This is a genomic window from Streptomyces sp. NPDC060049 (assembly GCF_042736715.1).
In the GTDB taxonomy this organism is placed as follows: domain Bacteria; phylum Actinomycetota; class Actinomycetes; order Streptomycetales; family Streptomycetaceae; genus Streptomyces.
Window position 1 is genome coordinate 18,278 of record NZ_JBHWVV010000011.1, and the last position, 23,785, is coordinate 42,062.

General features: G+C 72.3%; 15 protein-coding genes and 1 pseudogene. 7 read left to right on the forward strand and 9 right to left on the reverse strand.

Going from position 1 to position 23,785, the window contains the following annotated elements; all coding sequences use genetic code 11:
* Positions 1–136 precede the first annotated feature (136 nt).
* Positions 137–313 (reverse strand): hypothetical protein, encoded by a 177-nt coding sequence (locus ACFWBY_RS21425; protein ID WP_385343072.1) that lies wholly within the window; start codon positions 311–313, stop codon positions 137–139.
* 418 nt (positions 314–731) lie between these two features.
* Complete coding sequence (locus ACFWBY_RS21430; RefSeq protein WP_385343074.1) at positions 732–2,207, reverse strand: SDR family NAD(P)-dependent oxidoreductase; 1,476 nt, start codon at positions 2,205–2,207, stop codon at positions 732–734.
* A gap of 203 nt (positions 2,208–2,410) precedes the next feature.
* On the opposite strand from ACFWBY_RS21430, the pseudogene ACFWBY_RS21435 reads away from it, so the two are divergent.
* Positions 2,411–3,181, forward strand: a pseudogene (locus tag ACFWBY_RS21435) (DMT family transporter); the annotation flags it as partial.
* A gap of 129 nt (positions 3,182–3,310) precedes the next feature.
* On the opposite strand, the gene ACFWBY_RS21440 reads toward ACFWBY_RS21435, so the two are convergent.
* A complete protein-coding gene (locus tag ACFWBY_RS21440; RefSeq protein ID WP_385343077.1) occupies positions 3,311–4,603 on the reverse strand; it encodes a transglycosylase family protein in 1,293 nt (430 codons plus the stop codon).
* 259 nt (positions 4,604–4,862) lie between these two features.
* On the opposite strand from ACFWBY_RS21440, the gene gndA reads away from it, so the two are divergent.
* Positions 4,863–6,308, forward strand: a complete 1,446-nt coding sequence (gene gndA / locus ACFWBY_RS21445) for an NADP-dependent phosphogluconate dehydrogenase (RefSeq protein ID WP_385343080.1) — start codon at positions 4,863–4,865, stop codon at positions 6,306–6,308.
* A gap of 483 nt (positions 6,309–6,791) precedes the next feature.
* Here the strand turns inward: gndA and ACFWBY_RS21450 are convergent, their stop codons facing one another.
* The 3 genes from ACFWBY_RS21450 to panD are packed head-to-tail and all read right to left on the reverse strand — an operon-like array spanning position 6,792 to position 8,207.
* Positions 6,792–7,424 (reverse strand): aspartate/glutamate racemase family protein, encoded by a 633-nt coding sequence (locus ACFWBY_RS21450; protein ID WP_385341263.1) that lies wholly within the window; start codon positions 7,422–7,424, stop codon positions 6,792–6,794.
* A complete protein-coding gene (locus ACFWBY_RS21455) occupies positions 7,421–7,774 on the reverse strand; it encodes a GNAT family N-acetyltransferase (RefSeq protein ID WP_385341261.1) in 354 nt (117 codons plus the stop codon). The genes ACFWBY_RS21450 and ACFWBY_RS21455 overlap by 4 nt, the downstream gene beginning before the upstream one ends.
* Before the next feature lie 13 nt (positions 7,775–7,787).
* Positions 7,788–8,207 (reverse strand): aspartate 1-decarboxylase, encoded by a 420-nt coding sequence (gene panD, locus ACFWBY_RS21460; RefSeq protein WP_030870250.1) that lies wholly within the window; start codon positions 8,205–8,207, stop codon positions 7,788–7,790.
* A 341-nt stretch (positions 8,208–8,548) separates the two neighbouring features.
* Between panD and ACFWBY_RS21465 the strand changes: the two genes are divergently transcribed.
* The 3 genes from ACFWBY_RS21465 (at position 8,549) to ACFWBY_RS21475 (ending at position 12,936) form a co-directional block, all read left to right on the forward strand.
* Entirely contained in the window at positions 8,549–9,832 is a 1,284-nt protein-coding gene (locus ACFWBY_RS21465) for a cation:proton antiporter (protein WP_385341258.1), read from the forward strand.
* Positions 9,833–10,097: 265 nt separating this feature from the next.
* Positions 10,098–11,537, forward strand: a complete 1,440-nt coding sequence (locus ACFWBY_RS21470) for a DUF2252 domain-containing protein (RefSeq protein WP_385341256.1) — start codon at positions 10,098–10,100, stop codon at positions 11,535–11,537.
* A complete protein-coding gene (locus tag ACFWBY_RS21475) occupies positions 11,530–12,936 on the forward strand; it encodes an MFS transporter (RefSeq protein WP_385341255.1) in 1,407 nt (468 codons plus the stop codon). Before ACFWBY_RS21470 ends, ACFWBY_RS21475 begins: the two co-directional genes overlap by 8 nt.
* 57 nt (positions 12,937–12,993) lie before the next feature.
* On the opposite strand, the gene ACFWBY_RS21480 is transcribed toward ACFWBY_RS21475, so the two are convergent.
* The gene (locus ACFWBY_RS21480) at positions 12,994–14,154 is read right to left on the reverse strand and encodes a PP2C family protein-serine/threonine phosphatase (protein ID WP_385341253.1); all 1,161 of its coding nucleotides are present in this window, start codon (positions 14,152–14,154) and stop codon (positions 12,994–12,996) included.
* Positions 14,155–14,422: 268 nt separating this feature from the next.
* Between ACFWBY_RS21480 and ACFWBY_RS21485 the strand changes: the two genes are divergently transcribed.
* On the forward strand, positions 14,423–17,089 hold the full coding sequence (locus ACFWBY_RS21485) for a SpoIIE family protein phosphatase (RefSeq protein WP_385341251.1): 2,667 nt from the start codon (positions 14,423–14,425) through the stop codon (positions 17,087–17,089).
* 122 nt (positions 17,090–17,211) lie between these two features.
* A complete protein-coding gene (locus ACFWBY_RS21490) occupies positions 17,212–18,357 on the forward strand; it encodes an ABC transporter substrate-binding protein (protein ID WP_385341249.1) in 1,146 nt (381 codons plus the stop codon).
* A gap of 133 nt (positions 18,358–18,490) precedes the next feature.
* Here ACFWBY_RS21490 and ACFWBY_RS21495 read toward each other — a convergent pair whose 3' ends face one another.
* Entirely contained in the window at positions 18,491–21,415 is a 2,925-nt protein-coding gene (locus ACFWBY_RS21495; protein ID WP_385341247.1) for a glycoside hydrolase family 48 protein, read from the reverse strand.
* 203 nt (positions 21,416–21,618) lie between these two features.
* Entirely contained in the window at positions 21,619–23,685 is a 2,067-nt protein-coding gene (locus ACFWBY_RS21500; protein WP_385341245.1) for a SpoIIE family protein phosphatase, read from the reverse strand.
* Positions 23,686–23,785: the final 100 nt, after the last annotated feature.

Here is a 23,785-nt window from a genome sequence, read left to right on the forward strand (position 1 = left end):
CCCTTGATCGCCCACAGCGATGACGCCGACGGCGTACGGGTTCGGGGAACTTCCGAGCCCCCGTCGCCGGTCGTCGGCGCGGGGGCTCGGAGATGCCTCGGGGCAGCGGCCGCCTAGGGCCGCGGCCGGCCGCGGGTCAGTCGATGCCGGGCAGGATGTGGGGCTCCGCGAGGTCGTCCTCGTAGCCCGCGAGACGGATCGGGGCGGACCGTGCCCAGACCTCCAGGTTGCCGAGCGTCTCGGGGCGCTTGCCGCTCCGTGAACCCGTACGTTCCATCAGTGCCTGGTCGGTCTTGGTCAGTTCTGGTGTCACCGCGCACTCCTTCGTGTCGCGTAACCCGGCGGGCGGGACCGCGAGCCGGGACAGGAATAAAGGGATTCCGGACGCGGTGGCGCCTTGGTGGAGCGAGTGCCCGGGTGGGGCTCTCATGCCGATCAGAGTACACATATGAGCGGACCCCCGCTCGATGGAAAGGCAAAATCCACTCCGGACCGATTGTTTTCTCCCCGAATCCAGTACTAGCACCACGGCGCGTCGGCGGCGGCTGCTCCGCTCGGCGGCCGCCCACCGCCGGGGCACGTAACCCGGCCGTGGGCGTGTCGCGGGGCGGGCCCGGTACGGGAAACGGTCGCCGCGTGACCTACGACCGAACGGGTGGAACGCGGCGCGCCCCCGGTCCCTCTCGAAAGAGGGGCCGGGGGCGCGGAAGGGGCCGGGTGGGGCGGGCGGCCTACCAGTTGGCGGGCGCGTAGTCCTTCAGGAAGACACCGAACAGGTCCTCGCCGGCCTCGCCGCGCACGATCGGGTCGTAGACCCGGGCCGCGCCGTCGACCAGGTCGAGCGGGGCGTGGAAGCCCTCCTCGGCGAGACGGATCTTGTCCGGGTGCGGACGCTCGTCGGTGATCCAGCCGGTGTCCACGGCGGTCATCAGGATCTGGTCCTTCTGGAACATCTCCTGGGCGCTGGTGCGCGTCAGCATGTTGAGCGCGGCCTTGGCCATGTTGGTGTGCGGGTGGCCGGCGCCCTTGTAGCCGCGGCTGAAGACGCCCTCCATGGCGGAGACGTTGACCACGTACCGGCGGCCGGCCTCGGCCGCCGCCATCGCCGGGCGCAGCTTGCTGATCAGGATGAAGGGCGCGGTGGAGTTGCACAGCTGCACTTCGAGCAGCTCGATCGGGTCCACCTCGGACACGGTCTGGATCCAGCTGTTGGTGTCGTGCAGGTCCGGGACCAGGCCGCCCGCGTCGATCGCCGTGCCGGCGGCGATCCGCTCCAGGGAGGCGGAACCGGAGACGAGCGCGAGCTCGGTGATGTCCTGGGCGCTGAGCTTCTCGCCCTTGCCGGTGGGCAGGGCGGCGACGCGGTCGACGGTGCCGCTGCCGAAGGTGCCGATGACCTCGGCGGCGGGCAGTTCGCCGGCCGGCAGCGGAGCGCCCTCGGCGGCGACGAGCTCGCTGTAGGCGCCCGGGGAGCGGCGGACGGTCTGCGCGGCGTTGTTGATCAGGATGTCGAGCGGGCCCTCGGCGGCGACCGAGTCGGCGAGCGCGACGACCTGGGCCGGGTCGCGCAGGTCGATGCCGACGATCTTCAGGCGGTGCAGCCACTCGGAGCTGTCGGGCATCGCCTTGAAGCGGCGGATCGCGTCACCGGGGAAACGGGTGGTGATGGTGGTGTGCGCCCCGTCGCGCAGCAGCCGCAGCGCGATGTACATGCCGATCTTGGCGCGGCCGCCGGTGAGCAGGGCGCGCCGGCCGGTCAGGTCGGTGCGGGCGTCGCGTCGCGCGTGGTTGAAGGCGGCGCAGTCCTGGCAGAGCTGGTGGTAGAAGGCGTCGACCTCGACGTAGCGGGTCTTGCAGACGTAGCAGGAGCGCGGGCGCTGCAGTATGCCGGCGATCGGGCCCTTGGTGGCGGCGGTCAGCGCGTTGCCCTGGGTCTCGTCGTCGATGCGCTCGGCCGAACCGGTCGCGGTCGCCTCGGTGACGGCCTTGTCGTTGGCGGTCTTCGCGGCGCGGCGGTCCTGGCGGCGGCGCTGCTTGACCGTCCGGTAGAGGCCGGCGGTGGCGCGGCGTACGGTGATGGCGTCCGGGTGGTCGACATCGAGCTTGTCGAGCTCGTCGAGCACACTGAGGCAGAGGGCCAGCCGGTCGGGGTCGACGCCCGGCCCGTAGCCGTGCACGTGGTCCTGGCTGTCTTCGGTCACCGTCATGCCCGCTGCCGTTCCTTGATCACTCGTCCGCGTCCGCCTGCTGCGGAAGTCCTCAAAAGGGCTAGTGTACGGACCACCCGTCCGGGAAGACAAACCCGCTCCCGTGTACTGCGTACGGACTACTCCTCACGCCTGACGCGTGACCGAATGTAGGGGTCTGTAGGGGGAGGAATAGCTCCCGCCGGTCGGGCATTGTGGAATTCATGAGTGCCCTTGCCCTTTCGGTCCTGCTCTGCCTGGTGTCCGCGGTGGCCTACGCGGGCGGAGCGATCGTCCAGGAGCGGGTCGCGTCCGCCACGACGGGCCGGCCGTACGCCCCCGTGCGCCACGTCGGCTGGTACGTCGCCATCGCCCTGAACAGCTTCGGCGCGCTGCTGCACGTGGTGGCGCTGGCCTACGGGCCGCTGAGCCTGGTCCAGCCGCTCGGAGCGCTCACCATCGTCTTCGCGCTGCCGATGGCCGCTTTGTTCGTGGGGCGCCGGGCGAGCGGCGCGGCCTGGCGCGGGGCCCTTCTGGCCACCGCCGGGCTGGCCGGGCTGCTGGCCCTGACGGGCGGCGGCGGCTGGGCGGAGCAGTCCTTGTCCGGCGGGGAGCAGGCCATGCTGCTGGCCGCGACGGGGGCCGGGGTGGCCGTGCTGTTCGCGGCCGCGCTGCGGACGCGGCGGGCCGCCGCGCGCAGCGTGCTGCTGGCCACGGCCGCCGGTGCGGCTTTCGGCATGGCCTCGGTGTTCACGAAATCGGTGGCCGAGAGCTTCGCCCCCGACGCGCTGGTCCCACTGTGGCCGGAGCTGACCGCGGTCGCCGCGCTCGCCGGCGCCGGACTGCTGCTGTCGCAGGCGGCCTACCGGGGTGCCGGGCTCACGGCGCCGCTGGCCACGGTGACGGTGGCCAATCCGGTGGTCGCGGCGGCGGTCGGCATCGCGCTGTTCGACGAGGGCTTCCGGTACGGGGCGGCCGGCACCGCCGCGGCGCTGGCGAGCGCGGCGCTGGCGGGGACCGGGCTCGTCCTGCTCACCGTCGCGCCCCGCGGCGCGCAGGGCCTCATACCGTCGGAACCGCCGCGGGCCGGGGCTCCGGCCCCGGCCCTGACCCCGGCTCCGATGTCAGATGTCGACGCCGTGGGCCCGCAAGTACTTCAGCGGGTCGATGTCGGAGCCGTAGCCGGGTCCCGTGCGCATCTCGAAGTGCAGGTGCGGCCCGGTCGTGTTCCCGGTCGAGCCGGATCGGCCGATGCGCTGCCCTCCGGAGACCTGCTGACCAGCCTTGACGGTGAGCGCCGACAGGTGCGCGTACTGGGAGTACCGGCCGTCGGAGTGCCGGATGACGACCTGATAGCCGTACGCCCCGGCCCAGCCCGCTGAGACGACCTCGCCGGTGGACACGGACTTGACGGAGGTGCCGGTCGACACCGGGAAGTCGACGCCGGTGTGGTAGCCGCTGGACCAGGAGGAACCGGACACGCGGTAGGCGGTGCCGAGACCGGCGTCGACGGGAGCGGAGAAGCCTCCCGAAGGGGACTCCTGCTGGGAGGAGGCGGGCTGCGCCGCCGGCTTCTCGACCGGTTTCGGCGCCGGCTTCTCGGCTGGTTTCGACGCCGGCTGCTCGGCCGGTTTCTCGGCCGGCTTCTCCGCCGCCGGGGCGACGGGCTTGACCGGTTCAGCCGTGCGCGGCGGCTTCTCCGGGTTCTGGACGGGCGGCGCCGACGGCGCCGTGGTCACGCGCAGGGTGAGCCGCTGACCGGGGAAGATGAGGTCCGGATCGCCACCCACGGTGCCCCGGTTGGTCTCGTACAGCGCCTGCCAGCCGCCCTCGACGTGTTGTTCGGTGGCGATCGCCGAGAGCGAGTCCCCGGGCGCGACCACGTAGGGGTTGGGCAGGACCGTGGTCCCGGTCGGTTGCGGCGCGGTCTTCGACGGCGTGCCCTGTGGCGCGGCGGCCGTCCTCTCCTGGAGCTGCGCCCGCGCCTGGTGGGCCGGGGCAGCGGTCCCGGACTGGCCTCCGAGGGCCGGCGCCGGTCCGCTGCGGCTCAGTCCGGCCTGCTTCCCGCAGGCCGGCCAGGCCTGAGGGCCCTGCCCCTTCAACACCTTTTCCGCGACCGCGATCTGCTGTTCCTTGGTCGCCAGGTCGGCCCGGGCGGCGTATGCGGCGCCGCCGAAGGCGCGCCAGGTGCTCTGGCTGAACTGGAGCCCGCCGTAGTAGCCGTTGCCGGTGTTGATGTGCCAGTTTCCGGTGGACTCGCAGGAGGCGACCTTGTTCCAGGTGTCCACCGGGGCGGCGTGCGCGGCTCCGGCCCCGATCAGGGGTAACGCGATCCCGGCGCCACCGGCCGTGACCGCGAGCGAGGCCCGGTTGATGCCGCTCGGCTGATACCGGCGGTGCCGGCCCCGTACACCCATGGGTGCCCCCACTGCAGACGTCAGGAACCGCACAACTTAACGTCACGACCCGAGCATGACAAGGTCCACAACAACAGCTGCCCGAGCGGTAGTTGATTACCCGCCAAAGACAGGGGGGGTAGGGGGATCCGCGCCGATGTAGCGTCGGTGTCCGGCCTTCGTCCGCACGTCGAAGCAGCGCGCGGGCACCGCCCAGGCACCATGCAGGCATGACGGAAGCAGCACCGAAGCAGCACCGACGCACTCAGGAGCGCACCCCATGAGCAGCAGCACGGCCCAGATCGGCGTCACCGGTCTCGCGGTGATGGGCAGCAACCTCGCCCGCAACTTCGCCCGCAACGGATTCACCGTGGCCGTCCACAACCGCACGGCCGCCAAGACCACCGCCCTGGTGGAGGAGTTCGGGCACGAAGGCGCCTTCGTTCCGGCGGAATCCGCGAAGGAGTTCGTGGACGCGCTGGAGCGCCCGCGCCGTCTGATCATCATGGTGAAGGCCGGCGAGCCGACCGACGCCGTGATCCGGGAGTTCGCTCCGCTGCTGGAGCCGGGCGACGTCATCATCGACGGCGGCAACGCCCACTTCGAGGACACCCGCCGCCGCGAGAAGGAGCTGCGCGAGCAGGGCCTGCACTTCGTGGGCGTCGGCATCTCGGGCGGTGAGGAGGGCGCGCTGCTCGGCCCGAGCATCATGCCCGGCGGCTCCGAGGAGTCGTACGCCTCGCTCGGCCCGCTCCTGGAGAAGATCTCCGCGAAGGCCGCCGACGGTACGCCCTGCACCTCGCACGTGGGCCCCGACGGCGCCGGCCACTTCGTCAAGATGGTCCACAACGGCATCGAGTACGCCGACATGCAGCTCATCGCCGAGGCCTACCACCTGCTGCGCGAGGTCGCCGGCTACTCCCCCGCGAAGATCGCCGAGACCTTCCGCACCTGGAACGAGGGCCGGCTGGACTCGTACCTGATCGAGATCACCGCCGAGGTGCTCGCCCACGAGGACGCCGCGACCGGGCTGCCGTACGTGGACGTCGTCACCGACGCCGCCGAGCAGAAGGGCACCGGCCGCTGGACCGTGCAGATCGCCCTGGACCTGGGCGTTCCGGTGTCGGGCATCGCCGAAGCCGTCTTCGCCCGCGCGGTCTCGGGCCACGGCGAGCTGCGTACGGCCGCCCGCGACCTGGCCGGCCCGAAGGCCGAACCGCTCTCCCCGGAGGCCGCGGCCGCCTTCGCCGCGCAGGTCGAGCAGGCGCTGTACGCCTCGAAGATCGTCTCCTACACCCAGGGCTTCCATCAGATCCAGGCCGGCAGCGAGGAGTACGGCTGGGGCGTGGACCTGGGCGCCGTCGCCTCTCTGTGGCGCGGCGGCTGCATCATCCGGGCCGCGTTCCTGGACCGGATCCGCGCCGCGTACGACGCCCGGCCGGAGCTGCCGAGCCTGCTGGCCGACGCCGGGTTCGCCGAGGAGATCGGGGCCGCGCAGGAGGGCTGGCGCGAGGTACTGGTGGCGGCGGTCCGCCAGGGCGTTCCGGTACCGGCCTTCGCGGCTTCGCTGGCCTACTACGACGCCCTGCGCTCGCGGCGCCTGCCGGCGGCCCTGACCCAGGGCCAGCGTGACTTCTTCGGGGCGCACACCTACCGGCGCACCGACCGGGAGGGCTCGTACCACACCCTGTGGAGCGGCGACCGTTCCGAGGTCCGTACGGCCTGACGCGCGCAGCGAACCCCTCGGCGGCGCGGCGGGGCGAGAGGCCCGTCGCGCCGCCGGCTACGGGCGGCGCGACGGAAAGAGACGGCTTGGTGCTGTGGCCGGGAAGGTGTGCCGGGTCGCGGTGTTCGGTGCGGTGCATCTCCCCCAGCTACCGCTGGGAGGTGCCACCGGGGCGGAGGGCCACGGCTCGTACCGGACGTACCGCCGTGGCCCGACAACGCGGCGAAGTGCCGTGCCGGGCGCCGCGACCCGGTGGACCTTCCCGGTCACAGCACTGGCTGACCGGCTCGGGCCCCGGCGAGGGCGCGGGACCAGGGGGCGGCGGGATCGGATCGGGCTCGGGTACGGGACCCGGCGTCGGCGGCTCGGGCCTGGGCAGCGGCGCGGGATCGGGGAACGGCTTCGGGACCGGGACCGGATCGGGAATGGGAGGCTGTGTCATGCCTCCACCCTCCCCCGTCCCCGGCCCCGACGCCCGCCGGGCTACTTCCCCAGGGCGGCCGCGAGCCCGGACGCGGGGCTGGACAGGACCGGCACCGGGGTCGTGGCCAGGGTCGCCGCGCCGGCCATGGAGACCTGTGCGAGGACGATGACGTCGGCGTCGGTGACGGCGTCCGCCGAGGCGGCCACGAGGCCGAGGGAGCCGGCTTCGTCACCCGCCGCGAAACGGTCCCACGCCCCGTGGACCAGCCGGGTGCGGACCGACACCGGCCGGCCCGCCCTCAGGGCCTCTTCCCCGAGCAGCTCCGCCGTCGGGCCGAGCGTCGACTCCACCGTGGCCAGGACGACGATCCGCGGCCCGGCGCGGACCGCGGCGGCCGCCATGGGACGGTCGACGCGCAGTACCGGTACGCCCAGCTCGTGGGCCAGGGCCTCGCCGACGGCCCCGATGGTCGAGCAGGTGACCAGTACGGGCCCGGCGGACCCTTCGAGCAGTTCCCGTACGGCCGGAGCCTGCGACCCGGGTCCCAACACCCGGGCCCGCTCCAGCAGCTCCGGCACCACGAGGTGGCGCAGCCGCGCGCCGGGGTGGTGCCGCTCGCGCAGGGCCTCGAAGACCGGGACGTGCACGGGCGAGGTGTGCAGCAGGGTCAGGGCCGGCGCGGACGGCGTCACCACAGGTCCGGGTCCGCGTCCAGCTGCGCCTTGGCGGCCGCGACGACCCCGGCGGCCGCCCCGGGCGCCTGGTCGGGGTGTTTGGCCGCCCACCTCGCGGCATAGGGGCACAGCGGGACCACGGGCACGCCCTCGTCGGCCGCGATGCCGTAGAAGGTCCTCACCAGATCGCTGGCGATCCCGCGGCCCTCGTGCCCCGGCTCGACGACGGTGTGGACCGCCACGAGGGCGTGGGGCGCCCCGGCGAGCACGAAGTAGGCGAGGGAACCGACCACCGCTCCGTCCTGGACGGCCAGCAGCCTCCCGGACGTGCGGTCGTCGGCGATCGCGATCGGTCCGGCCTGCGGCATGGTTCCGCTCCCCTCAGACGGCAACAGCGTGGGGGCTGCGCTCCTGGTCCGTTCCCGGAACCGGGGCGGACGGATCGGCGCCCAGCTCGATGATGCGGTTGTCCGCGTCGACGTGCACGACGCGCGGCTTCAGCACCCGGGCCTCGGCGTCCTCGACCTGCGCGTAGCTGATGAGGATGACCAGGTCCCCGGGGTGCACGAGATGCGCGGCGGCCCCGTTGATCCCGATGACCCCGGAGCCGCGCTCGCCCTCGATGACGTACGTCTCCAGCCGGGCCCCGTTGGTGATGTCGACGATGTGCACGAGCTCTCCGGGCAGCAGGTCCGCCGCGTCGAGCAGATCGGCGTCGACGGTGACGGAGCCGACGTAGTGCAGGTCGGCCTGGGTGACGGTGGCCCGGTGGATCTTGGACTTGAACATGGTGCGAAGCATGAAGATACTCCCGATTCGTCTGCTCCCTGCCTGGTCAAGTCAGGTCAAGGGCGGTCTCCGGAGCCTACAACGATTCACTTGTCCGGTCAGCTGTCCCCGGGTCCGCCCGCCCGACACCGGACCCGGGTCGGCTCTGGGTCGGGGACGGCCGGCGCCGCTCCTTGGGCCGACCGGGTCGAGCCGGAGCACGGTCGGGGCACGGCTCCCCCGGCCCGGGCGCCGGCGCCCTAGGGTCTGGCTCGGTATCCCTACTTGAGATGGGACAGGCGCCCCCGGACACCTGGCACTCCGGCGGGGCGCAGGCGCCCGGTGCCGGCGGATGCCCCGGTTGAGGAGCGTGGATGAACGCCTGGGCCGTCGTGGTCGCCGGGGGTGCGGTCGTCGCCTACGGGGCACTCTCGCGGCGTCTGTCGACCACGGTGGTCTCGGGGCCGCTCGTGTTCGTGCTGTGCGGGCTGGCGCTCGGCCCTCTGGGCCTGGACCTCGTGGACCCGGCGCGGGACCTCGAGGTCACGCGGACCTTGCTGGAGAGCGCGCTCGTGCTCCTCCTGTTCGCGGACGCGGCCGGGATCAAGGCCCGGGACCTGCGCCGGGAGGAGTTCCTTCCGCTGCGGCTGCTCGCGGTGGGCCTGCCCGTCACGATGGCTCTGGGATGGCTGGCGGCGTGGCCCCTCCTGCCCGGGCTGAGCGTGTGGGAACTGGCCCTGGTCGCGATCATCCTGGCTCCGACGGACGCCGCGCTCGGCCAGCAGGCCGTCTCCGACAAACGGGTCCCGGCACTGGTTCGCGGCGGCCTGTCCGTGGAATCCGGACTGAACGACGGTCTGGCGCTTCCGTTCTTCGTGCTGGCCCTGGCGGCGGCGGGCGAGGGGCACGGCCATCCCGGCGTCGCCGAGACGTTCCTGCGGGCGCTGGTGCTCAGCAGTGCGATCGGAACCGTGGTCGGCCTGGCCGGCGCGAGGCTGTTGCGCTGGTCGCTCTCCCGGCAGTGGAGCAGCTCCGACTGGCAGCAGTTCCTGGTACTGGCCGTTCCGGTCATCGCGTACGCGGTGTGCGTCGCGGCCGAGGGCAGCGGCTTCATCGGCGCCTGGGTCACGGGACTGGCCTTCGGCGTCCACTTGCGCCGGACGCCCGCCGACCCGGGTCCCCGTCCCCGGGGCTTGGATCCCGAGCGGAGCACGAAGTTCACCGAACGCCTCGGCCTCCTGCTCTCCTCCCTCAGCTTCCTCGTCTTCGGCGCGGTCATCCTGGGACCGGTACTCCAGCACCTGACGTGGAGGCCCGTGGTCTACGCCCTGATCAGCCTGACCGTCCTGCGGATGCTGCCGGTCGCCCTCGCACTGGCCGGCACCGGTCTGCGCCCCGCCTCCGTGGCCTACATCGGCTGGTTCGGCCCGCGCGGTCTCGCCTCCTTGGTCTTCGGCTTGATCGCCTTCGAAGAGCACCTGCCCGGAGGGACCCTGCTGAGCGAAGTCATCGCCGTCACCGTCGGCCTGAGCATCCTCCTCCACGGAGCCTCCGCCCCCTACCTGGGAAGCCGCTACGGCGCGTGGTTCACCAGGACCCTGCACGGCAACCCGAACCTGCGGGAGAACGCGCTCTCCCCCGACGACGCGCCCCGCTGAAGGGCGGGCGTTGCCCGGCGCCCGCGCCGACGCCCACCGCTCCGGGGCGCCGGGGCGACCCGCGCTGCCATGCGTGGCGACCGGGACGGACCTAGGGTGGGGTGAGGCCGGCACTCACGGACACCCGATGCTCCGCCACCGTTCCCGGCCGGGCGCCGGGGGCACGCGGGAACCACATCCGGCATGGCCGCTCCATCGGAACCCCCGTCCTGGAGCCGCGCCCCGACCGACTCGACGGCCGCAGGGCCGGGCAGGAGGGCCTTGGATGCTGCAGCACGCGACCACGTCGATGCGCGCGTCACTCCACGCCACCCCGGAGGAACGCGCGGCACTCGGCAAGGAGGCCCGGCGCCGCTCACCGCGGTCGGGACACGCGGTGTACAAGCCCTCTGCGAACGGACGGGACCCGCTGGCGATCCTGGAGGCGCAGTCCGCGACCCGGGTGGCGGAACTGGTGCCGATCCGCTACAGCCGGATGACCGAGTCCCCGTTCCGCTTCTACCGGGGCGCCGCCGCGGTCATGGCCTCCGACCTGGCGGGCAGTCCCGACTCGGGGATCGCCGCCCAGTTGTGCGGGGATGCGCACCTGCTGAACTTCCGTCTGCTGGCGTCACCGGAGCGCGAGCTGATGTTCGACATCAACGACTTCGACGAGACCCTGCCGGGCCCCTGGGAATGGGACGTCAAGCGCCTCTCCGCGAGTTTCGTCATCGCCGCGAGGGCGAACGGCTTCGACGACGCCGAGCGCGCCCGCATCGTGAGCGGCACCGTGCGCTCGTACCGCGAGGCGATGATCCGCTTCGCCGGCATGGGCAACCTCGATGTCTGGTACGCGAAGATCGACGCCGAGCGTCTCAAGGCCCTGACCACCGGCCGGCTCCACAAGCGCGGACAGAAGAAGCTGGACCGCGCCCTGGCGAAGGCGCGGTCCCGGGACACCCTGCAGGCGTTCGGCAAGCTCACGCGGGTGGTCGACGGCCGGCCGATGATCGCCGCGGACCCCCCGTTGCTGGTACCGATCGCCGACCTGCTGCCGGACGCCGAGCGGACCACGCTGGAGCGTCAGTTCAGGGGCCTCGTCGAGCGGTACGGGGTAACGCTGCCCACCGACCGGCGTCACCTCCTGGCGGACTACCAGGTGGTGGACATCGCCCGCAAAGTGGTCGGGGTCGGCAGCGTCGGCACCCGGTGCTGGATCTTCCTGCTCCTCGGACGCAACAGCGGGGACCCGTTGCTCCTGCAGGCCAAAGAAGCCGACACCTCCGTGCTCGCCGAACACGTCGGGGCGAGCCAGTACCGCAACCAGGGCGAGCGGGTGGTCGCGGGACAGCGGTTGATGCAGGCGGCGAGCGACATGTTCCTCGGCTGGGAGCGGGTCGAGGGGATCGACGGCAAGCGTCGCGACTTCTATGTCCGCCAGCTGCGCGACTGGAAGGGCATCGCGATGCCGGAGACGATGTCGCCCGGGCAGCTTGAGGCGTTCGGCGGCGCCTGCGGCGTCACCCTGGCCCGCGCGCACGCGCGCTCCGGCGACCGGATCGCGATCGCCGCCTATCTGGGCGGCGGCGACTCCTTCGACCGGGCCCTCGTGACGTTCGCGGAGGCGTACGCCGACCAGAACGAGCGCGACCATCAGGCACTGGTCGACGCGGTGCGGGCGGGACGGCTCCCCGCAGAGGAGCCGGGAGGCGAGAGCGGTGACTGACCCGGGTACTTCGGGAGCCCCGTCGAGGGCGCACCGACGGGTCCTCGCACCCCTCGCCCTCGCGCAGTTCATCTGCAGCTTCGCCGGCTCCAACATGAACGTGATGATCAACGACATCAGCGAGGACCTCGACACCACGGTGCAGGGCGTGCAGGTCGCGATCACGATCTTCCTGCTCGTCATGGCCGCGTTGATGATCCCGGGCGGCAAGCTGACCGACCGGTACGGCCGCAAGCGCTGCTTCCTGGCCGGCCTCGCCGTGTACGGCGTCGGCGCCCTGCTGAGCGCCGCCGCCCCCGGCCTGGGCGTCCTGATCCTCGGCAACTCGATCCTCGAAGGTGTCGGCACGGCCCTGCTCATCCCGCCCGTCTACATCCTCACCACTCTGCTCTTCACGGACATGGCCTCCCGGGCCCGCGCGTTCGGGACCATCATGGCGTTGGGCGGCATCGGCGCCGCGGCGGGGCCGCTGATCGGCGGCCTCATCACCTCGTGGCTCAGCTGGCGGGCCGCCTTCGTGTTCCAGGCCCTGGTGATCGCATTGATCATCGTGCTGAGCCGTCACCTCGAAGACCCGCTGCCGCCGGATCCGACCCGCACCTTCGACACCGTGGGAGCCGTCCTCTCGGCCGCCGGCCTCGTCCTCGTCGTCATGGGCATCCTGGCCGCCGACGACAACGTATGGCTGATGATCGGCCTGCTCGTTCTCGGCACGCTCACGCTGCTGTGGTTCTTCCGCTACGTGCACGCTCGCGAGGCGGCGGGCAAGGAACCGCTGCTGTCCATCAGCCTGTTCCGCAACCGCACCTCCAACCTCGGCCTCGTCACCCAGAACGTGCAATGGCTGCTGCTCATGGGATCCTCCTTCACCGTGGCGGCCTATCTGCAGGTCGTACGCGGCTACGACGCCGTCCAGACCGGCGTCATCTTCACCGCGGCGACACTCGGACTGCTCGCCACCTCCCTGGCGGCCGAACGCCTCGCGAAACGGCGGCCCCAGCGCACCCTCATCACGGCGGGATTCGTCGTGACGATCGCCGGCGTCGTCCTCCTGATCGCCATGGTCAACAGCTTCCCGAGCGCATGGGCCTTCGTCCCCGGACTCCTCCTGCTGGGACTGGGCCTGGGCCTGATGCTGACCCCGTCGGTCAACATCGTCCAGTCGAGCTTCCCCGAGGCGCAGCAGGGCGAGATCTCCGGCCTGTCCCGCAGCGTGTCGAACCTCGGCTCCTCGCTGGGCACCGCGGTCGCCGGCACGATCCTCGTCGCCGGACTCAGCACGGGCGCCTACGCCACCGCCATGATCGTGCTCGCGGCCGTCGGTCTCATCGGACTCGCCGCCGCACTCGCCCTGCCCAAGAGCACGGCCGCAGGTGCCACGGCGGGGGCCCCGCGCTAGAACCACGCACCACCGCGATCAAGGGCCGTCTCGGCCTGCGGCATTCCGCAGGCCCGGTCAGCCGGCCCCGTGCCCCTCGTCTTCGCGCCGGTCGAGGAGGACGACCGCCACATCGTCCGCCAGGCGGCCCTCGGTGTGGCGCAGCAGTGCCTCGCGCAGGCCGTCCAGGAACGCCCGCCGGGTGCGGTCGCGCAGGGCCACCATGGTCTCGGGCAAGTCGAAGAACGCGCTGTCCCGGTCGCGGGCCTCGATGACGCCGTCGGTGCACAACAGCAGCCGGTCCCCCGGTGCGAAGGAATAGCTGTCCGTCCGGCCGGGCGGACCGTCGATGAACTCCTCGAGGCCGAGCGGCGGCAGGGGGACGGTGGGCGTCAGGGACCGGACCGCGCCGTCGCGCAGCAGCAACGGCGGCGGATGGCCCCGGTTGATCACCTCGATGTGCGGGCCGTCCGGTATCTGAGCCACGAGCGCGGTGACGAATCCCTCCAGGAGCGCGTCGCTGCCGCCGGCCACGCCCGCACCCGCGTCCGCCACGGCGGCGTCCCGCCGCAGCGCCGCGCCGCAGTGGTTGATGACCTCCACCAGGTCGTCCTCGTAGTGCACGGCCTCCCGGAACGCGCCCAGCACGACCGCGGCGGCCCGTACGGCGGGCAGTCCCTTGCCCCGGACGTCCCCGACGATCATCCGGACCCCGTACCGGGTCTGGACCACGTCGTACAGGTCGCCGCCGATCTGCGCCCCCGCCTCGGCCGCCAGGTACATGCTGGCCGCCCGTACGGGGCCCAGCCGGTCCGGGACCGGCCGCAGCAGGACCTCTTGGGCGGCCGTGGCGATCCGGCGGACCTGGTTGAGTTCCTTCTCCTGGCGCGTGCGGGCGGCGCGGCTCATCGTGAAGCTCGCCACCGTGACCAGGAACAGGGCGAAGAAGTTCGTGTAGACCTGCTGACCGCCCCAGGCCTGGTTGTAGGTGGCGGTGGTGACGCTGACGCCGACGGCCACCCCCGCCGCCGCGAGCGTTCCCCCGGGACCCATCGTCACCGCCGCCAGAGCGGGTGTCGCCACCAGCAGGGGGCCGGTGTACACGACGTGCGCCGGGGTGAGTTCGATGAGGAGCACCAGCAGGGCGACTGCGAAGGGCACGCACTCCGCGAGCACGAAAAGGACCTGGTGTCGGCCGCCGGCTCCCGATCCTGGGGGCGAGCGCAGGGGCGCTCTCATGACTACAGCCTGCCTCCACCGGAAGCACGGCCGCCACTCCGGTGCACCGGTGCACCGGTGCCCGGAGGCGGCCGGCCGGTCGCGGAACCGCGCCCGGACCGCTACTGACAGTGCTCCCCGCTGCCGATGGCCCCGTGCGGTTGGAAAATGAAGTATGGGCCACCTCCTTGGACGGTTCCGGCGCCCGCTGCCCGGCTCGACCACGAGCTCTTCCCCTCCGCCCAAAGGAAGGGCGCGGCGGCCGCAGCGCCTGTCCTCCCTGCTGAGCGTGCGCAGCGTGGCCGGCGAGGTGTTCCTCCTCCAGCTGGCCGTCGTGGTGCTCCTCGTCGCCGCCGCGGTGGTGGCGCTCGTGGTGCAGGCCCGGAGCGCCGCCATGCTGGACGCCCGGAACCGTACGCTCGCCGCCGCCGGAACGTTCGCGGAATCCCCGGGCATCGTCGCGGCCCTGCGCAGCCCCCATCCGAGCGCGGTGCTGCAGCCGAGCGCCGAGGCGGCCCGGAAGATCGCCGGGGTCGACGGCATCAACGTGTACTCGCTCGACGGAGTCACCCTCACCCACAGCGACCCGCGACAGATCGGGAAGCACGTCGTCGGCCCCTTCTCCAAGGCGGCGGCCGGCAGGTCCTTCACCGAGACGTTCGAAGGGTCCCTCGGCCAGTCCGTGGTCTCGGTGGTCCCGGTCAAGGACTCCGACGGCCGGGTCATCGCCGTCGTCGCCTCCCCGGTCACGGTCCAGAACGTCCAGGGCATGGTGAACCGGCAGCTGCCGGTCGTCGTCGGCAGCGCGGCCGCGGTGCTCGCCCTGTCCGCCGGCGGAACCGCTCTGGTGAGCCGTCGGCTGCAGCGCCGGACCCATGGTCTGGGACCGGCCGAGATGACGAGGATGTACGAGCACCACGACGCGGTGCTGCACGCCGTGCGGGAGGGCGTACTGATCGTCGGCGGCGGCGGACGGCTGCTGCTGGCCAATGACGAGGCGCGGCGGTTGCTGGACCTGCCGGTGGACGCGGAGGGGCTCCCCGTCACCGAGCTGGGTCTGGAGGAGGGGCTCGCCGATCCGATCGCATCGGGCCGTTCCGCGACCGACGAGCTGCACATGGCCGCCGATCGGCTCCTGGCGGTGAACATCCGGCCCACCGCGCCCTTCGGGAAGGCCGGGACCGTCGTCACGCTGCGGGACACCACCGAGCTGCGGGCCCTCTCCGGCAGGGCCGAGGTGGCCCGCGAGCGGCTGAAGCTGCTCTACGACGCGGGGGTGCAGGTCGGAACGACGCTGAACGTGGAGCGCACCGCGGAGGAACTGGCAGAGGTGGCGGTCCCGCGGTTCGCCGACGTGGTCACGGTCGACCTGCTGGACCCGGTGGTGCGCGGCGAGGAGCCGCCCGAAGCGAGCACCGAGATGCGCCGCACCGCCGTCGTCGGCCTCCAGGGCGACCATCCGCTCTCCCCCGTCGGCACGCTGATCCGGTTCGCTCCCACCGGCCCCATGGCCGCCGGGCTGGCCGGCCGCCGCGCGGTCCTGGAGGCGGACCTGCGCGCCTCCCACCGCTGGCGTGCCCAGAACCAGGCCAACGCCCTGCAGATCCTGGACCGCGGCATCCACTCCCTGATCGTCGTGCCCCTGCGGGCTCGGGGCGTGGTGCTGGGGATGGTGGGCTACTGGCGCGGCCAGGACTCCCCGCCGTTCGACGAGGAGGACGTGTCCTTCGCCGAGGAGCTGACCGCCCGGGCGGCCCTGTCCGTCGACAACGCCCGCCGCTACACCCGCGAGCACAACATGGCCGTCACCCTGCAGCGCAGCTTGCTGCCACGGGGCGTACCGGAGCAGTCCGCCGTCGAGGTCGCGCACCGCTACCTGCCCGCCCAGGCCGGGGTGGGCGGTGACTGGTTCGACGTCATCCCGCTGCCCGGCGCCCGAGTGGCCCTGGTGGTCGGCGACGTCGTCGGCCACGGTCTCCACGCCGCCGCCACCATGGGCCGCCTGCGCACCGCCGTCTACAACTTCTCCACACTCGACCTGCCCCCGGACGAACTCCTGAGCCACCTGGACGAGCTGGTCACCCACATCGACACCGACGAGCAGGAGTGGCAGGGGATCACCGGAGCCACCTGCCTGTGCACCATCTACGATCCCGTCTCCGGGCAGGTGACGGCCGCCACCGCCGGGCATCCCGGCCCCGCTGTGGTCGGCCCCGACGGAACCGTGTCCTTCCCCGAGGTGCCGGTCTCCCCGCCCCTGGGCCTGGGCGCGGGTCTGCCCATGGAGACCATGACGGTCACCCTGCCCGAAGGCTCCCGGCTGGCACTCTTCACCGACGGGCTCATCGAGAGCCGCGACCGCGATCCGGACGCGGGCCTGGCAGCGCTGCGCGCCGCCCTGGCCGGGCCCGCCCGCACCCCGGAGGAGACCTGCACCGCGGTGATCGACGCGATGCTGGCCACCAGGCCCAGCGACGACGTCGCGCTGCTGGTGGCCCGCACCCGCCGGCTGGATCCCGCGCGGATCGCCGAGTGGGACGTGCGACCCGACCCCGCGGCGGTCTCCCCGGTGCGCAACGCGTGCGCCCGCCGACTGGCGGACTGGGGCCTGGAGGACATCGCCTTCACCACGGAACTGATCCTCAGCGAGCTGCTGACCAACGCCATCCGCTACGGCACGGAGCCCATCCGGGTGAGGCTGCTGTACGACCGCAGCCTGGTCTGCGAGGTCTCCGACGGGTCCAGCACCTCCCCGCACCTGCGCCGGGCCGCGGACACCGACGAGGGCGGCCGCGGCCTGTTCCTCGTCGCACAGTTCGCCGAGCGCTGGGGCACCCGTTACACCGCCCGCGGGAAGATCATCTGGAGCGAGCAGGCCCTCCACGACGGGGCCGCGCCGCCCGCGATGGACCTCGGGGAGGCGCTCCTGGCCGGGTGGGGCGACGAGGGGTTCTGAGTGCGCGCCGGTACGGCAGCCGCGGGGAAGACGGCGAACACCACCGCAGGGGACTGCGCGGGCGGGGCCGCCGACCGTACGCTGGCCTCGATCCGTACGCGAACGCCCGTTATGGAGCCTTTGTGCCCGTACCCCGTCTCCGGACAGCCTGTGTCGCCGCCTGCCTGGCCCTCGCGGCAGCGCCCCTCGGCGCCTGCGGTGACAAGCCCGCCGCCGCGCCCAGAGCACCCGCGGTGGCCACCTCGGCGGCGGACGCCGGCGGCATGGCGGCACTGACCGCGGCGGCGAAGAAGGAGGGGACGCTCCACACGATCGCGCTCCCGCGCGACTGGGCCAACTACGGCGCGCTGATCGACGGCTTCGAGAAGAAGTACGGGATCGAGGTCGTGGTGGAGAACCCGGAAGGGACCAGCCAGGACGAGATCAACGCCCTGAAGGAACACAGGGGCGACGGCCGCGCCCCCGACGTGATCGACGTGGGGGGCTCGTTCGCCCAGTCCGCGGCCCGCCAGGGGCTGCTCGCTCCCTACGAGGTCGCCGAGTACGACCAGATCCCCGAGGAACAGAAGGACCCGAAGGCCCGCTGGTACAACAACTACGGCGGCTACGTCTCGATCGGCTGCGACGCCAAGCGCGTCAAGACCTGCCCCGCGACCTTCGCCGATCTGCGCAAGCCCGAGTACAAGGGAAAGGTCGCGCTCAACGGCGACCCCACCAAGTCCGGCTCCGCCTTCGCCGGGGTCTATGCCGCGGCCCTGGCGAACGGGGGTTCCTTCGACGACATCCAGCCCGGTATCGACTTCTTCGCCGAGCTCAGCAGGAACGGCAACTTCATCCCGGTCGAATCCTCACCCGCCTCGATCGCCAAGGGCCAGACCCCGATCAGCATCGACTGGGACTTCCTCAACCTCGGATACGCCGACGAGTTCCGCGAGAAGGGAGCGGACGTCGACTGGCGGACCGCCATCCCCTTCGACGGCAGCTTCGCCGAGTACTACGCCAACGGGGTGAACAAGGATGCCCCGCACCCCGCGGCGGCACGTCTGTGGCAGGAGTACGTCTTCAGCCCGGAGGGCCAGAACATCCGGCTCGGCGCCTACGCACGCCCCGTCCTCATGGACGCGATGGAGAAGAACGGCACCCTCGACAAGGCCGCCGCCGAGAAACTGCCGACGGTCGAGGGCACGCCGACGTTCCCGACGGAGGCCCAGACGGAGAAGGCCAGGAAGACCGTCAACCGCGGCTGGGCCGAGGCCGTCGCGCGGTGAGGACACGGCGGTCCGGCCGGGCGTGCCGCCGCCCGGTCCGCCTGTCGGGTCGTGGACGTACCGAGGCCGGGCGAGCCCTCGCGGGCTGCCCGGCCTCGTCGTACGCGGAGCTCCCTCCAGGCGGGGCGGGCTGTTATTCGAGCAGCTCCGCGTACGAGCCCATGGCCAGGGCGATGTCCGCCTGGGCCCAGAACCGGTGGTACGTGAAGACGGGCGCGGCGCCGCCCGCGAGGTAGGCCTCGACCTTCGGCCAGGCCGGGTCGTCCTGGTAGAAGGTGCGGAGCGACGCGAAGGTGGACGAGGAGTTCACCGTGTCGCCGTTCGGCATCGTGCCGGTCCACGCGTCGGGCACGTACACCGGGTCGTCGAAGCGGTTGTAGTCGGTGCGGGTCTCCTGGACGGCGACGCCCAGCGGGTCCTGGTGGTGGGCCCACATGCCGTCGAGCAGGGCCTTGGCGACCCGCTTGGCCTCGGCGTGCCCGGACTTCGCCGCGTAGTAGGTCAGGGTCTTGGCGTAGGCCGCGGCCACGCCCACGTCGTCGGTGTAGTCGGCGACGGTGACGTGCAGGCCCGCGTTGGCGCCGGGAGCGGACGCGTTCCAGGTGTCGGGTGCGCCCGACCACTGGAGGGTGGAGGGGACGCGGTAGGTGCCGTCGGGGTTGATGGTGGTCTTCGACAGGGCCCAGCCGACCCACTTGTCGAGCACGGCCTTGGCGGCCGCGTCGCCCGACTGCCGGTAGTACTCGGCGACCCGCTCCATGGACCAGGCCTGGAAGCCGAACCACTGGTTGGACGCCGGGTCGTGGTAGACGGGCTTCTCGTCGTAGAAGAGTCCGTGGAAGGTGGGGGTCCCGGCGGGGGGCTGTGCGTAGCGCCCCTGCCAGCTGTTGGTGGCTCCGCCCGCGATGGCGCCCTCGTCGGACTGGAGCCAGCGGTAGAACTCCAGCTGCCGGTCGAGGCTGGTCGCCCAGTCCGTGGCGCCGGTCGATGACTGGGGCTTCAGCGGGGCGTACTCGCTGAGCGCGTAGGCGGCGAGCGGGTTCTGGTAGCCGCCGTGGGCGTGGCTGGAGCCGATGCGCCAGGACCAGCCGGCCGAGGTGTCGGCGGCGCCGCCCCAGGCGTAGTACCAGGACATCAGGTAGTGCGCGCTGTCCTTGCCGGTGCCGGCGGGGCAGGCGGTCGGGCCGACGCAGTTCCCGGCCTTCTTGAAGTACTTGTCGAACATGGAGTACCGCAGGTAGTCACCCATCTTGGCCGCCTTGGAGACGGTCGCGGTGACCTGGGTTCCCTTGCCCTGCTCCTTGGCCCAGACGTCGGCCCAGTAGGCGGCCTGGACGGCACGCGCGTCGGCGTCCGGGGCGTTGGTGAACTTCCACTGCTTGGCGTAGGAGGAGTCACCCGTGAAGAGGTCGAGGTAGCCGTTCTTGCCGCCGAAGGCGAACTTGTCGCAGGTGGGGTGCGGAACGGTCTCCCAGACCGACTCCTGGGGTCCGCGCTGGAAGGTGTTGATGTACGAGGGTCCGGTCGCGGCCGGTCCGGCGGAGCACTTGCCGGGCTCGTTGCCGAAGCCGTAGACGTTGTCGACGTCCTGGAGCCAGTGCATGCCGTAGATGTCGTCCGTGCCGTACGCGCTCTTCAGTTCGCCGGCGATCGGGTCCACGCCGGCGGTGACCGTCCCGTCGAGCTTGGCGGGGTACTGCGAGGGAAGGTCGTGCTCGGGGGCGTAGGTGGCGGGCTTGGAGGCGTTGTAGGAGCCGGTCGTGGCCTGGTCGGCATGGGTGGGGATCATGAACTTCTCCATGGTGTCCCACGCACCGTTGAACTTGGTCCAGTCCCCGGTGATCTTCCCGTACATCGCCTGGAGCCAGATCAGATAGCTGTACGCCTCCGAGGTCGTCTCGTGCCCGTGGTCAGGGGCCTCGACGATCAGCGTCTCGACGGAGTGGTACGGGATGCCCTCGGGCGAGAAGTAGCCGTTGGCCGGGTTGGTGATCTTCCCGTGGAGGTCGAGGAAGCGGGCGTCGTAGGTGGAGCCGGCGGCGAGTTGGGTCGCGCCGACCTCGACCTTCGCATGGCCGGGCGCGGTCGCGGTGAAGACGGCGGAGCCGCTGCCGGTGGTCCCGGCGGCGACCGTCACCTTCTGGGCCGTGCTCCAGTTCGCCGGGGTGAAGGTGAGCGTGGCGGGCGTCGCGGCGAGGTCGGTGTTCCCCGAGGTGCGGGCGACGCTCACCGTGACGTTCGCGGCCGGCTGCTTGGAGAGCTTCAGATCGAAGGTGCCCGTCTCCCCGCGGCGTACGGAGAGCTGCGCGGGCGCGGCGACGAGCGCGGGGCCGGCCGCCACGGTGATGCCGACGGGCGCCGACTCGGCGGAGGCGCCGAGGCTGTCGTAGGCCTTGGCGTAGAGGGAGTGCGAACCGGCGGCGAGGGCGGTGGCGGAGAGGGCGAAAGGCGCCGTGGTGTCCGCACCCAGGAGCGTGGTGCCGCTGTAGAACTCGACCTTGCCGACGGTGGCGCCGTCGGCCGCCGCGGCGGTTGCGGCGAGCGGGACGGGGTCGCCGGCGGTGTAGACGGCGCCCGCGGCGGGGCTGGTCAGGACGGCGACCGGGGGCTGGTGGGCTCCGGTGCACGAGGTGCCGTTGACGGCGAAGGAGGTGGGGGCGGCGTTGGTCCCGCTGTAGGAGAACTGGGCGCCGGCGGTGACGGCGGCGCCCGCGGCGACGGTCTTGTTCCAGGCCGCGGCCGCGACGCTGACGGTCTTGCCGGACTGGGACCAGGTGCCGTTCCAGCCGTTGGTGAGCTGCTGGTTGCCCGAGTAGCCGTAGGTCAGGGTCCAGCCGTCGAGCGGGGTGGCGGACCGGTTGGTGAGGGTGAGCTCGGCGGTGAAGCCCGAACCCCAGTCATTGGCCTTGTAGTCGACGCTGCACTGCACCGCGGCGGCCGCGGCGGTGGTGGCGCCGACGGCCGTGAGGCCGAGGGGAAGGAAGAGGGAGAAGGCCGCGGCCGACGCGGTCAGCAGCCTGCGTCGTCCGGGTGGTCTGGGTGGGGGGTGTACAGACATGCGGATGGTTCTCCTCGTGGCTCGGGGAGACGGGGATGGGCGCGCACAAGCTCCCCATGAGTGGGAGCGCTCCCATACGATGCGCACGAGCTTTGACCCAGTGGGAGCGCTCCCACTCTGCCGACGCCACCCACCGCCGTCAAGATGCGGGAAGAGTCGAAGGCTTTCCGCCGGGAGTTTGGGCAACTCCGCTCGGTTGCCGGTCAGTTGCCGATGCGGGCCACGAGGAGGGCGACGTCGTCGTCGGCCGCCGCCGGGACGAGGTGGGTGATCAGCGAGTCGCACAGGTGGTCGAGCTGGCGCTGCGGATCCGCGAGCCTCAGCGTCAGTTCGGCCAGCCGCTCGTCGAGGTCGGCCCCGCGGGCTTCGATCAGTCCGTCGGTGTAGAGCACGAGGAGGCTGCCGGGAGGCACCGTGAACTCGGTGGGAGTGAAGGCGACGCCCCCGACCCCCAGCGGGACGCCGGGCGGGGTCTCCACGAGGCTGACCGTGCCGTCGGGGAGCACGAGCGCGGGGGGCGGGTGTCCGGCCCGGGTGACGGTGCACTGACCGGTGGACGGGTCGCAGACGATGTACAGGAAGGTGGCCAGCATCGGCTCGGCGAGATCACCGAGGACGGCTTCCAGCTGGTGCAGCACCCCGACGGGCGAGAGGTCCAGGCGGGCGAGGGCCCGTACGGAGGCGGACAGCCGGCCCATGACCGCCGCCGCGGCGATGCCGTGCCCCATGACGTCGCCGATGAGCAGGGCCGCCTTGCCGCCGGCCAGGGGCAGGACGTCGTACCAGTCGCCGCCGACCTCGTTGACGTCGCTCGCGGGGAGGTAGCGGTGGCCGACCTCGAAGCCCGGGGGCGGGCTGATGTGCTGGGGGAGCATGCTGCGCTGGAGGATGACGGCGGTCTCGTGCTCCCGGTGGTAGAGCCGTGCGTTGTCGATGCTGAGCGCGGCGCGGGCGGCGAGTTCTCCGGCGAGGGTGACGTCTTCGGATCCGAAGGCCCCGATCCGACGGCTGCGGTAGAAGGTGGCGACGCCGAGCACCGTTTCCCGGGCCACCAGGGGCGCCATGATGAACGAGTGCACCCCCACGGCGACCAGCTGCGCGGGCTTGGCCGTGTGCCGGGCGGCGGAGGCGACGGCCTGCTCGTCGAGCCGGGTGACCAGGAAGCTCTGCCGGGCCGCGAGGGCCTGCGTGTAGGGGGCGGTCGCGGGGAAGAGCAGGGTCCTGCCGAGGGGGGCGAGGATGTCGGTGACCTTGGATCCGGACAGGGGGGCCTTGCCGAGGCGGCGCAGGGCGGCCCCGCCGGTCAGCCCCATGCCGGGCTCGTCGCCGCGCGCGAGCGCGTCCAGGACGTCCACGGTGACGGCGTCGGCCAGGCGCGGCACGGCGAGATCGGCGAGTTCCTGCGCGGTGCGCTCCAGTTCCAGGCTGGAGCCGACGCGCATGCTGGCCTCGCTGAGCAAGGCGAGCCTGCGCCGTCCCGCCTCGGCTTCCACGTGGTCGCGCTGCTGGTCGGTGATGTCGACGAGCGAGGCGATGACACCGATCGCCATGTGGGCGGGATCCTCGACCCGTACGTAGGAGCAGGACCACACCCGGTCGTGGTCCGGTTCGGCGGGCGTCCGTCCGACGCGGCGGCGGTCCAGGAGCGGCCGCCCGGTCTCCAGGACTTCCAGCATCGCCTCCTCCATCTCGCGGGCGTTCACCTCCGGGAGGATCTCGGCCAGGCGGCGTCCGACGTGCGCCGACTCCGGGAGGCCGTTCATGGCTTCGAGCGCGGCGTTGACCTGCAGGAAACGCAGCTGTGTGTCGAGGACGGCGATGCCGACCGGGGAGCGGGCGAACAGACCGTCCCACACCGCCGACGAGCCCCGGATGCGCCGTGCCGCGTGGGCGTCGGCGACGAAGACCAGCACCGTTGCCGCACCGTGCAGGCGGTCGGACACCGGCGAGGCCCAGATCTCCACCTCAAGCGGGTGCCCGTCGCGGTGCCAAACGGTCACGGTGCCCATCACGCCCCGCCCGGCGGCCGCGGCCTCCCACAGGGACCGGCCCAGGCTGCGATCGGATCCCGGGTGGAGCAGGTCCGCGATGTTGCGGCCCACCATGTGCTGAGGGGCGTAGCCCAGCAGTTCCTGCGCGACCTGGTTCCATCGCACGACCGTCCCGTCGGCGCTGGTGGCCACCAGCGCTACGGGCAGTACGCCCAGCCATCCGCCGGCGGCCTGCGCGGCGCCGCTGATCAGCTCGTCGACCGGGATGTGCTCACTCATCTGGCACCTGTGCCCATCGCCGCGGCGGCCTCGCCCTGGGTTCCGGCGGCCGCCGTGACGCTCCGAGTCGCCGGGCGGGACGCGCCGGGAACCACGTCTC